The 11,494-nt window shown below is 42.2% G+C and carries 13 protein-coding genes and 1 tRNA gene; 4 read left to right on the top strand and 10 right to left on the bottom strand.

Annotated features, from left to right (window positions below; genetic code table 11):
- Window positions 1–98 precede the first annotated feature (98 nt).
- The 9 genes from HWQ39_RS29335 to HWQ39_RS29295 form a co-directional block, all read right to left on the bottom strand.
- Complete coding sequence (locus tag HWQ39_RS29335) at window positions 99–353, bottom strand: SemiSWEET transporter (RefSeq protein WP_292853329.1); 255 nt, start codon at window positions 351–353, stop codon at window positions 99–101.
- A 284-nt stretch (window positions 354–637) separates the two neighbouring features.
- Window positions 638–784 carry a hypothetical protein gene (locus tag HWQ39_RS29330; RefSeq protein WP_292853337.1) on the bottom strand — a complete coding sequence of 49 codons (147 nt, stop codon included), beginning with the start codon at window positions 782–784 and terminating at the stop codon, window positions 638–640.
- Between the two features lie 104 nt (window positions 785–888).
- Window positions 889–1,575, bottom strand: coding sequence for a hypothetical protein (locus HWQ39_RS29325; protein WP_292853268.1), 687 nt, complete (start codon window positions 1,573–1,575; stop codon window positions 889–891).
- Window positions 1,576–1,742: 167 nt separating this feature from the next.
- The gene (locus HWQ39_RS29320; protein WP_179066929.1) at window positions 1,743–2,051 is read right to left on the bottom strand and encodes a KGK domain-containing protein; all 309 of its coding nucleotides are present in this window, start codon (window positions 2,049–2,051) and stop codon (window positions 1,743–1,745) included.
- Window positions 2,052–2,250: 199 nt separating this feature from the next.
- A complete protein-coding gene (gene ccsB / locus HWQ39_RS29315; RefSeq protein ID WP_292853265.1) occupies window positions 2,251–3,318 on the bottom strand; it encodes a c-type cytochrome biogenesis protein CcsB in 1,068 nt (355 codons plus the stop codon).
- Window positions 3,319–3,492: 174 nt separating this feature from the next.
- Complete coding sequence (locus tag HWQ39_RS29310; RefSeq protein WP_292853263.1) at window positions 3,493–5,223, bottom strand: DUF3352 domain-containing protein; 1,731 nt, start codon at window positions 5,221–5,223, stop codon at window positions 3,493–3,495.
- A gap of 659 nt (window positions 5,224–5,882) precedes the next feature.
- On the bottom strand, window positions 5,883–6,512 hold the full coding sequence (locus tag HWQ39_RS29305) for a chorismate lyase (RefSeq protein WP_292853261.1): 630 nt from the start codon (window positions 6,510–6,512) through the stop codon (window positions 5,883–5,885).
- 502 nt (window positions 6,513–7,014) lie between these two features.
- Window positions 7,015–7,095: transfer RNA gene (locus tag HWQ39_RS29300), tRNA-Leu, on the bottom strand.
- A gap of 62 nt (window positions 7,096–7,157) precedes the next feature.
- Window positions 7,158–7,346: a hypothetical protein gene (locus HWQ39_RS29295; RefSeq protein ID WP_292853259.1), complete on the bottom strand. Its 189-nt coding sequence runs from the start codon at window positions 7,344–7,346 to the stop codon at window positions 7,158–7,160.
- Window positions 7,347–7,528: 182 nt separating this feature from the next.
- On the opposite strand from HWQ39_RS29295, the gene accC reads away from it, so the two are divergent.
- On the top strand, window positions 7,529–8,872 hold the full coding sequence (accC, locus tag HWQ39_RS29290) for an acetyl-CoA carboxylase biotin carboxylase subunit (RefSeq protein WP_292853257.1): 1,344 nt from the start codon (window positions 7,529–7,531) through the stop codon (window positions 8,870–8,872).
- 82 nt (window positions 8,873–8,954) lie between these two features.
- On the opposite strand, the gene HWQ39_RS29285 is transcribed toward accC, so the two are convergent.
- Window positions 8,955–9,248 carry a YggT family protein gene (locus HWQ39_RS29285; protein WP_292853255.1) on the bottom strand — a complete coding sequence of 98 codons (294 nt, stop codon included), beginning with the start codon at window positions 9,246–9,248 and terminating at the stop codon, window positions 8,955–8,957.
- Between the two features lie 285 nt (window positions 9,249–9,533).
- On the opposite strand from HWQ39_RS29285, the gene HWQ39_RS29280 reads away from it, so the two are divergent.
- The 3 genes from HWQ39_RS29280 to HWQ39_RS29270 all read left to right on the top strand — a co-directional run bounded on the left by HWQ39_RS29280 (window position 9,534) and on the right by HWQ39_RS29270 (window position 11,426).
- Window positions 9,534–9,653: a photosystem II reaction center X protein gene (locus HWQ39_RS29280; RefSeq protein ID WP_292853253.1), complete on the top strand. Its 120-nt coding sequence runs from the start codon at window positions 9,534–9,536 to the stop codon at window positions 9,651–9,653.
- Window positions 9,654–9,900: 247 nt separating this feature from the next.
- The gene (locus HWQ39_RS29275; RefSeq protein WP_292853251.1) at window positions 9,901–10,818 is read left to right on the top strand and encodes a Ycf66 family protein; all 918 of its coding nucleotides are present in this window, start codon (window positions 9,901–9,903) and stop codon (window positions 10,816–10,818) included.
- Window positions 10,819–10,865: 47 nt separating this feature from the next.
- On the top strand, window positions 10,866–11,426 hold the full coding sequence (locus HWQ39_RS29270) for a hypothetical protein (RefSeq protein WP_292853249.1): 561 nt from the start codon (window positions 10,866–10,868) through the stop codon (window positions 11,424–11,426).
- Window positions 11,427–11,494: the final 68 nt, after the last annotated feature.

The following is an 11,494-nucleotide window of genomic DNA, read 5'->3' as shown; positions in this document are numbered from 1 at the left end:
TAGACAAAGAGTATACAAAGGCAGTTGGCAATTATTTTTACTGTTACTAACAGAATATATACTTTTTATGGTGTCAGAGGTCTTAGTTATGAGCCGGATTATCTATATTTAATTTTAAGCCATAGAATTATTAAGTTAAAAACCAATGTTACGCTGTTGGCAAGAATAATTGGTAAAGATTGTAGATAAATTCCATAAATTAACCACAAAAAGATACCAGTTATGAATGTAATTAGTGTCACTAAAGAAACATCTTTTGCTGATTTTGTTTGCCAAGTTTTAAGCATCTGTGGCAAAAAAGAGATTGTGGTTATTGTGGCGGCAGCTAATCCTAGAATTGTCAGAAAATCCATGTTTTCATTTATATTAAGTTGCCATATCATACATCAGCGATCGTCCTTGTCTGCTTAATACAACACTAGATGAAACATTTTACACTGTTGTAGCGATCGCTACAACAGCTTAACAATAAGATTACCAACTTATTCAATAAGTCGGTAATCTAAAAATGTATCACAGTCTTAGCAAGAATAATCGGTAAAAATTTTAATTTATGTATATTAACCACCAAAAAAGACCGATTATAAATGCAATTAGCATGACAAAATAAAACTCATTCAAGGATATGTGATAAACACTAGCAAAACCGATGAATTAATTCTTCACGAGACAACTGCAACAGTAAAGGCGTAAACTCTTCTGGTGGTAACAATAATAAAGGTTCAATAATTGCTTGAAGCTCATTATCTATTTCACCAAAGCGAACTTCGAGCAAGTTTTCCACTACTATAGCGTTTCCCGACCTAGTAAGGTACAGCCGTAGGGGCACGGCATGCCGTGCCCCTACACCTTGCGATGTAATGTTGTACCTCATCTGAATGGGAACCGCTATAAGCGTTCTCCCTGCTGAATTCCTGTTTGGAGTCCCCGTTGTTCTCCTTCTTGTATCGCCTGTCCGCGGTCTTGTTGGTAAAGTGGTGCCAATCGCATAAGTAATTCCCTATCTTCCTCGTCTTTATTTTGAGTGACTTGTAAGTTTGGTTGCAAATTGTACAGCAATTCTAACGCTGCTTTTCGGAAAGGATTATCAGGAGTAAGTGCTTCTAGTTCGTCAGTAGCTTTGTACTTAGATTTCAGTTGAATAAATCGGTTTACCTCTTGAGCAATTTGATTCGTCTCATCTAAACCATTTGCTCTCAGCCATTTAACATCTAAATCAGTGAGGAAATTTCCTGACTCAAGTTTCAAAAGTATGAAATACAGATGACTGGATTGCCAAGAAACGTTATGCTTTGTAGCTTTATACTTAGATTTTAATTTGGAGAATTCAAATTCTAGATTTCCAAATTCTTGGAATCTATGTCGCTGCTCTTGTTTGATAGCTTTTAAAGTCTCAACAAGCTCATACTCTTTCAACCAATTAAATTCTAAGTGACTGAGTTCAATTCCTAAGTCAACTTTTCGCAATATGAAATACAACAGACTAGCGGGTGATGAATTTTGATATTGAGTTGCTTGGTATCTGGATTTTAAAGCAGCAAAATGTTTTAACTGATTTTGAGACTCTTTACCCATACTGATAGTAGATGCGATCGCACTTAGTTAAATGTGTTATCCGCTACTATAGCAATACCAGTAAAAAAGGGCGAGTAAGACACTCACCCTCGAAGCATAAATATTTTCTGAAGTTAATATCCTGTTAACTTAGTTTCATCAATGAACTTAGAAATCTTCATTGAGTATTAGTTTTCCACTTGTTTGAGTTTTTGAAAAATTTCATCAAGTGGTGACTCAGATTCATCAGAACAAAATTCTAAAGCAAGTCTAACTTTTCCTTTTTTCCATCCCTGAGTGCTAAATTGCAAAACTTCACAATTTAATCCTTGGGTATATAAATTTACTTCATCTGTCTCTTCTGCTCCAATATATTCCTTAATTGCTGTAATCAAATCACGGACTTTAAAAGTTTTAGCAATATTTAACTTATTAAAAGTGTCTGGTTCTATAGACACAACTTCATCATGATTTAGTCTCTCAAATCCATCTTCCATAAAAATCTCCTGTCACTAAATCTATATTTTCCATAGATATAACAGTTCATCCGAAATAAAATAATGATTTTAAGGTTATGGCGGTTTTCAGTTGAGTCCAATACAGACCTAATCCCCAACCCCTTCCTTACAAAGGAAGGGGTAAGATTTAAAACTCTCCTCAAAGGGAAGTAAGGTCAGAGTGTATGGAATCACTGTATTAGAAAAACCAACCGTAAGAATGCAGACCTTTACCCAAAAGATTCACACCGAGATAGCAAACCCAAACGACAAGCAAGCCGGCGGAGGCTAAAATTGCAGGACTGCGCCCTTGCCAACCGCGAGTAATTCTGGCGTGAAGGTAGGCTGCGAACACTAACCAGGTGATTAATGCCCAAGTTTCTTTCGGGTCCCAACTCCAGTAAGAACCCCAGGCTTCGTTAGCCCAAACACCACCGGCAATGATGCCAATTGTCAGCAGGGGAAATCCTAGTCCAATGATGCGATAGCTGATGTTGTCGAGGGTTTCAGCAAGGCTAAGGCGTTGGGGTGAAAGGGGTTCAGAATTTTGAATTTCGGATTTTGGATTTTGGATTGGGGTTGTTGTGACTAAACCCAAAACAGCGGTGTTCGCGTTGCCGTTGCTACTACTTTCAAAACGAGCAAAGCCATTATTTTCGACAGTGGGGGCTGATGGTTGAGAAATTAGTTCAGTGGCTTTGTGCAAACGGTAGCCATTGCTGCGATAGCCGCCAGTACCAACAGAACTGCCTTGTAATTGGATGTTTTGACCGCGAGTAACAATTAAAAAAGCGATCGCTAATAACGAACCCACCATCAAAGCAGAATAACTCAACATCATCACGCTGACATGCATCATCAGCCAATTTGACTTTAAGGCAGGTACTAAAGGTTCTGACGCCTGCATCTGGGATGGTAGTGTCATGGTAGCAAAAGCTGCGATCGCCATTGCCACCGGAGCTGTAGCAACTCCTACTAAGCGGCTACGGCTACTATTTTCAGCAATCAGATGGACTGCGGTAATTCCCCAAGTTAAGAAAAACAGAGATTCATAGAGATTACTTAAGGGAAAGTAACCAGCTTCGATCCATCTTGCACCCAATAGAGTAGCTATACACAAATTTGCGATCGCCATCCCCGCTGTCCCCAAAGCGGCTAGATAAGGCAGATTCGGAAAAGCCGCTCCTCCCCAATACACCAGCATTGTCAGGAATAATATGGCAAAGGAGGCATTGTCCAGCCAATTCTGGAGTATAACCAGATTCATAAAGTCTTCTCTCCGTGGATAATTTAAAATATCGATTCTGACTGTTTTGATCCTATATGGTTAAAGGGAAATAGAGAATGGGGCATTGGAAAAGAGGCAGAGGGGCGGGGTGCGGAGGGGAAAACTTTTCTCCCTTGCTCCCTGCTCCCTGCCCCCTGCCTACTCCCCAATCCCCTATCTACTCTCTGGAGTAGGCAAAGCAGTCGCATTAGTAACTTTTTTGAGTGCGATAAAAGTGTCGTAGGTGTTACTGCGACTGTCGCTGACAGCAGATGTCATCCCAATTGAGCGCGTTGCATCTAGCAAAGTTTGTTGATTGGGAATTAGAGTTGGTAATGGAAAATTTTTCACAGTTTTTTCCACATCCAGGAAAAATTGACCATTTGTCGGATTTGGTTCTGTAGGAACTGTTTGTTGGAAGGGAAGAGTGTTAGCTAGTGTGTTGTTGGGTTTAGGAACAATTTTATCCGTAATCGGAGCGCCCACTACCAAGAAGGCGACATCTCCATCTAACCAACCGTGGGTAGCAGTTAAAGTACCATAAGGTGAAATCCAGTTAACAACGGGTTGTCCAGCGACTTTCCCCGGTTGAACTTGGAACTGGTATTGATTTCTCATCACATCATCAAGCTGTTTTAAGGATGCTTCAGCTGAGTTGCGATTACTTCCCTCTACCATAAACACTAAGCCAGAACGAAAATCATCAGGTGAACCTGCTTTTGGGGTAGTCGGAATCACTGATAGTGAAAATTCACCTTTCATCCAACTGAGTAAATCCTTATCTAAATCAAGATTGGTAAGAGATTTTACACCACCTCGTAGCTGTTCTGGTGCGATCGGCGAGAGAGGATTTCCCTGGGATGTTAAAACATAGTCTCCCCACAACCGCTGTAAGTTTCCCCCCGAAAGCATCATTAAGGTTTCGGCTGGTAGGCGGCTTTGCATTTTGCCAGCTTTATTTTCCACCGCCAGCACTCTTTGACTATTTGGGTTTAACCAAGAAACGCCCTTGAAGCGGATTCCTTCTGACTCTAAGGTAATTGTCCCCGCTAAACCTTGGTTATTTTGCAGTTGAGCCAAAACTTGAGCAGGTAAAGGGCGATTTGGAGAGGCTGCGGCTATTTTGGCTGCTGTTGGCACATTTACATAAAACTGGGCAAAGGGTTGGTAATCGGCAATTTTTGGGAAATTATCGGTAAAGCCTCCTGTTGTCGCCAAGGATGTTTTATTTTTGTAGGCATCGATCGCTCTTTCTGTAGCTTTAGGATTATCAGTTATAACTAAAAAACGCCCATCTAGTAATGCGGCTGAGAAGTTTTCCCCTACTTGTCCCTCACTTTGTTTGATGGCGAACCCTTGATAAGTACGGTCAATCCATTTGCCTTGTTTAAGGGTTTTGGGTTGTGCCAAAATACTTTTGGCGATTTCTGGGTTTTTTACTGGCAATACCATTACCATCGACTGCTGATCGCTACCAGCATCTTGGTTGGTAGTAACTGGTTTGGGTGCAGGTTTACTCCCGATTGCTGGAGCAAGGATTGCGATGGTAACGTCATTGCCCACCCAAGGAGCGATATCTTTTTGGAAGTCATAACCATTATTAGTCAGAAAGCGATCGCGTAACTGGACTAAATTTTTGTCCAGTTCTGCTTGGGTTTCTCTTGTCCCAAACTGCCGCAACTTCTGCCACTGCTGGGGATCTGTTGTTAAAGAAACCGCAAACAGGGCATCACCAGGAATAATATTTGCACCTACTAGCAAATCGCTAGAAGATAGCCCTCTCTGAGCTAACAACCAGTATGTTGCACTCCCCGCACCAATCAATAACCCAGCAGCCGAGAGCGTCAGCACCAGAGATGGTTTCTTACTTTTTTTCATCCGAACAGACACAAGAGGTAGTGCCATTGAAACCTATACCTCATACTTGCAAACTCATTACTTGCTTGATTGGTTAAATTAACCAATAAATTTCTCGTTATCTAGGGTAGTTAACTGCATAAATTTTTCCATCCTAAAAATTGATGATATTTCCGTAATCAACCTTCCCGAATGTTTCAAAAGCAGTTCTTTCGTGGTTAGTTACCTTTTTTAACACGCTTTCTTAAATTTCGCAGGATACTTCCTTTAAACGGTTGCCTCTATCGGTAAGTCTCCAAAAGTTCACATCCGTCATTTCAAGCACTTCGAGGATATAACTAACTTGGGCATTGCTGCAAGTTATCAGCAATCCACACCACCACGTTCTATTTACAGAGTTTCCACCCGTTGTATTAACTTTATCTAACCACGATCAATTCAGTGTTCGACATTTCGCATCGATTACCAATCTTCCAAGTTAGATATGTCGTTAAACCATCGTTTTTGGGAATTTGCATCAAAATGATACAAAGTGGATGTTATTTTTGCTGAGAATAAATTGGTAATTTATTGAGAAATAAAAAAAATCTAAAATTAATTAAATACTGTAGATAGTGCCTACTTTACAACAATAGTTTTATTGAAATTGGTGCAAAGTTCTCATGCTCTGGGGCACACTGTCAAGGATGAAAAAGTTTTAAATGATACTACGCCTCAACATTAACAGCACTCAACTGCATAGGCCCCAGATATTTGGTTAAATAAGGCGAAAAAACTTCATAAATTAAAGTCAATGGCTGTCCATGATGCCAAAACAAGTAGTGGCGGCCCCAAAAAGGCCCAGTTACGTCAAAACCAGACTGTAGTGCTGATGAGTCACCGTAGTAAATCCCTCGAACATCGCGATACAACTCTGTGCGAAGACGAGCTAAACTTGCCCAAATTGGTAATGAACGGTTTTGCAAATACTCATCAATATGACTGGCTTCCCACCATGAAGTAGCATAGGCTAATCTCTGACCAGAAACAGTACGTAGCCATACTTGTCGTCGCAATCGAGGCCCTGGGACAGCTTGGATTAACTCAGGAGCAGCATCCAAGTCCATACCAATCAATGACATATCAATAACATCTACTTCTACAGGCTCACCCGTGAGCAATTCTAAGTGACGTGTTGGGGAGCCGTCACCCAAAAGCATTAGTTGCCAAGCAGGTGCTAGCTGAGTGTGAGCCAAACTTTGTTGAATTATTTCCTCCCCTCCTTGCCAAATCGGAGCCAGGCGATGCCAAGCTGGTGGCACTGTTAGGTTGTTTGTGGGCGTAAAAGTAATAGTCAATGCTTTTTACAAAACTTCACGTATCTCTATAAAAGCATAAATCAGGAGTTAGAATACAGAATTCAAAATTCAGAAAACTCCACCCATAAAGGGATTGAGTTTTAATGCGAGAATATTTAATAGTAGTTTCGCCCACTACTCCACTCGCTTTTAACCAATATTCATTATCCAGTCGTACAGAATTCAACCCTGTTAGCGGATAGCTAAGGTTTAGCCCATTCTGACTCCTGAATACTTCTTACAAAAAACTAGTACAACACGACGTAAATAAACCACCCATTCAAAATCAATGAAACGCTTACGCTGTATTCATTTTTAATTTTTAATTTTTAATTCCGCCTTGCGGTACTAGTACTTTGACAATGCAAACTTGACTAGTATCTAGTAACACTTCATTACTTCAGACAATCACTAGAATACTAACTAAAACTTATATTTAAGGGTCAATAGTCTGAGATTTTTTGATCCTTGACTATTGACCCTATGGTTAGACAAGCTAAAATGCGGATGGCGAGACTCGAACTCGCAAGGCAAAGCCACACGCACCTCAAGCGTGCGCGTATACCAATTCCGCCACATCCGCATGGTTTGTCTAAAGATAGACTATAGCATAAGAAAATAATTATAGTAAGGTGATATCTAAATTCAGTTGCTCAAAAATATAAATTTTTTCAAGGCGGTATCAGACTGACAGAAATCTAGCAGCTGCACAAGTGATATTAAAAAGGGTAGAGCGACTGTGTTCGGCGCGGTGCGATGCCTGCGGCGGGCGTAGCCATCGCGTACCCGCCCGCCGTAAGCAATTGCAAAAGCCCAGCTTGGTAGTCTAGCCAAGACTTACAGCAGCAATGTTGTTAGTGTAGTAAGACCCTTAAAGGCAACAAGCCTGCAATCTTACGTTTGCTTAAAATCAGGGTGGCGAATCTCCTGCAATAATTTGAAATAATGCGGAAGCGTTGTTTCAAGTTGGATCAGAGAAAATGTCAATCTACTGGTAATGATATCGAAACTAAAAAATGAAGTTTGACAAAATATTAATTGCCAATCGGGGAGAAATCGCCCTTCGCATTCTCCGCGCCTGTGAAGAAATGGGGATTGCCACAGTTGCGGTTCACTCCACCGTTGACCGTAATGCTCTCCACGTCCAACTTGCTGATGAAGCGGTTTGCATTGGCGAACCTGCTAGCAGTAAAAGTTATTTGAATATTCCCAATATCATTGCCGCTGCACTGACACGCAATGCCACTGCCATTCATCCAGGCTATGGCTTTTTGGCAGAAAATGCCCGGTTTGCGGAAATCTGTGCCGACCATCATATTGCTTTTATCGGCCCAACTCCAGAAGCTATGAGACGGATGGGCGATAAATCCACTGCCAAAGAAACCATGCAAAAAGCTGGAGTCCCGACAGTACCAGGTAGTGAGGGATTGGTAGAATCCGAGCAAGAAGGATTAGGATTCGCCAAGGATATGGGCTATCCAGTAATGATTAAAGCTACAGCCGGTGGCGGTGGACGGGGTATGCGCCTAGTGCGTTCTGAAGATGAGTTTGTGAAACTTTTTCTCGCAGCCCAAGGGGAAGCAGGAGCAGCTTTTGGTAATTCTGGCGTTTACATCGAAAAATTTATTGAACGTCCCCGCCACATCGAATTTCAAATTTTGGCGGATAACTATGGTAATGTCATTCACTTGGGTGAACGCGATTGCTCAATTCAGCGCCGGAATCAAAAGCTACTAGAAGAAGCTCCTAGTCCGGCTCTCGACCAAGACCTACGTGAGAAGATGGGACAAGCTGCTGTTAAAGCTGCCCAATTCATTAATTACAGTGGTGCAGGTACTATCGAGTTTCTCTTGGATAGATCCGGTAAATTCTACTTTATGGAAATGAACACCCGGATTCAAGTAGAACACCCTGTGACAGAGATGATTACGGGGATAGATTTAGTTGCTGAACAAATCCGCATTGCCCAAGGGGAAAGACTCAATCTCACCCAAGACCAAGTAGTATTACGAGGCCATTCGATCGAATGCCGAATCAACGCTGAAGACCCCGATCATGACTTTCGCCCTTCTCCTGGACGGATCAGCGGCTATCTTCCCCCTGGCGGCCCTGGTGTTCGGATTGATTCTCACGTTTACACAGATTACCAAATCCCGCCTTACTACGATTCCTTGATTGGCAAGTTAATTGTTTGGGCCCCAGACCGACCCACTGCTATTAACCGGATGAAACGCGCACTGCGGGAATGTGCCATCACTGGACTACCCACTACCATCGGGTTTCATCAAAAAATTATGGAAACTCCACAGTTTTTGCAGGGTAAAGTCTATACAAATTTTGTGCAGGAAATGAACGGTTAGGGGACTGGGGGGAGCAGAGGAGAAGAATTTTCCCCTCCGCCCCCCGCACCCTGTTCCTCTGCCTCTTTTCAATACCCCATCCCTAATTCACACGAGATAGCATAGTCAGCAATCCTTGTTGACCTAGTAGGATTTCTCGCAGCAGGCTGAAGATACCAACCCAAATAATCGGTGTAATGTCTACTCCCCCTATAGGTTGCACTAGCTTTCGCAGCGGGATTAAAAATGGCTCAGTGGGCCAAGATATTAAATTAAAAGGCAAACGATTCAGATCCACTTGCGGATACCAAGTGAGAATGATACGAAATATAAATAAAAATGTCATCACCCCTAATACAGGGCCAAGAATCCAAGCAGTCAGGTTAACACCAGTCATCGGTTTCAGCTACTATCTATCTGTACAGAAAGAAAAAACTTGGGCAAGGGCAAGCCTGGCTTTGTGTAGGCGTAGCCCGTCGTAGACATCGCTACAACAATAGTTTGAAGCTTTGTAAAGCACTCTCATCATTATTTTAACCAAATGCTGCCATTTCCTTCTGGAATAGAAAAGCAAACTCCCTCACAGCAGTTACCAAGTTTGGCAGTTCGGAGTTAGAGGCTTCTCAAGAAAGTAATACACTATTAAAATTAGGATGAAGTGTGTAAAAAAAGGTTTAGAAGTATGACGCCTTCTTTAGCAAATTTTCTTTGGAGTCTGGCTTGGGGTGCTGCAATTGTGGTAGTACCTGTTACAGTTGGTCTAATTTTCATTAGCCAAAAGGATAAAATTCAGCGTTCATAATGCTTATGAGAGTTAATTTAACTCTCGTAATCAAATGTCTGTCAGCTATCTACTTAATTGCACTAAAAGCAGCAATTTCTGCGGCTGGTGGCGGTTGTAGATGACAGAAGTATGTGTTTTTACTTTTCGGTGAATAGCTTCAGAGCTTCTTTGCCAGAGGCTTTGAAGCTTCAATATTTCGTGACTAATTACAGTAGTGATTTTAATTGTGACTCGCTAACATAGATTTGATATTGGGAAAACAGCAATGATAAATTTTGGGCTGAACTCAGCCAGTTTTCTGGCTCAGGTAAATTTTGGAGCAAACTCAGCCAGTATTCTAGGAATTTTCCTGGCTGTGGCTGGGGCAGCACTGTATTTTCTCCGCACTGTGCGTCCAGAATTGTCACGGGATCAAGATATCTTTTTTGCGGCAGTCGGCTTGCTTTGCGGCTTTATTCTCGTGTTTCAAGGATGGCGGCTAGACCCAATTCTACAATTTGGTCAATTACTTTTAGTTGGCACAACTGTATTTTTTGCAGTTGAAAGTATTCGCCTGCGGAGTATAGCTACCCAGCAAGCAAAGCGCAACACTCCGATTGTGGACGAAGATCGACCAGTTAGCGATCGCTATTCGTACAATGATCGCAGAAAGTATCAAGCTGAGATGGATGCAGACTTAGATCCACTACCTTATGAAGAAGAGGATCGCCCCGTGCGTCCCCGAATTCGGGGTAGTAGGGATGAGATTTCAACACGTGATGACTATTACGAGGAGCAACCCCCCCGTCGTACAGAACGCCGTAACAGCAGTAGCAGTAGTGAAAGACAGGCTCCAACTGACAAAACGCGTCGGCGGACTTCTGGTCGTCCTGTAAATCGCCCTTCTGAAAGCTCTGAAGAAGAAAATTGGGGTTCTTCATCTAGGCAAGTTGATGATTGGGAAAGTTCGAGTGGGGAAGTCAGAAAACCCTCTCGCCGCAGTAATAATGGCCCGCAGCGTCCCGAAAGTAGTGAAGATGATGTTGCTCCCAGACCGAGAAGGCGTCGTCCATCCACTGACTCAACTCCTCGAAGACCACGCGAAGATGATGATGCAATCCCAACTGATTATGTGCCATACAATCCAATTGAAAAACCAAATGAGCGGCCAGATAATTTGACCGATTTTGATGACGATGTTTAAAACATTTGGTGTGGAAGTAGATTTAGAGGCGACGGAAAACAGTTGAGGTGGAAAAATTTACGCCGACATTTTGGCTCCAAAGACCAATTCATTGGAGCCTGGTTTTTGGTTTAACAAGTTTACTTGTATCTTGTGGTTCTAATGATATCCCTATAGGGCCTACTTCCCTCAACAGTCGCTACACCGAGGAGCAACCTGCTTTGAGTGGAAATGGGCGCTTTTTAGCGTTTGTATCTAATCGAAACGGTAATCAGCAACTCTTGGTATACGATTTGGAGAGGCAACTGTTTATTAACACACCGGGAATAAACCGACAGGAGACAATTGCCGAAAGTCCAAGTTTGAGCTACACCGGGCGTTATATTTCTTATCTTACTAGTGATCAAGGTAGACCAGTGGTAGCGCTTTATGATCGCGCTACACAACAGTCGCAAATTGTCACACCAATTTATCGCGGCTGGGTTAGAAAACCAAATATCAGCCCAGATGGACGTTATGTTGTCTTTGAAACCGCCACCCGTGGACAGTGGGATATTGAAGTCTTAGACCGGGGGCCAAATATTGAGTTAGATATTCCCAACGGTGCAACCGTAGGTTCACCTCCGTAGGAATTAGGAGTTAGGAGTTAGGAGTTGTGAGACTATTGACTAATGACTAATGACTAATGACTAAATTA

Origin of the sequence: Nostoc sp. NMS8 (genome assembly GCF_017115045.1) — a bacterium.
GTDB lineage: Bacteria > Cyanobacteriota > Cyanobacteriia > Cyanobacteriales > Nostocaceae > Nostoc.
This window is presented reverse-complemented; position numbering and strand designations above follow the sequence as displayed.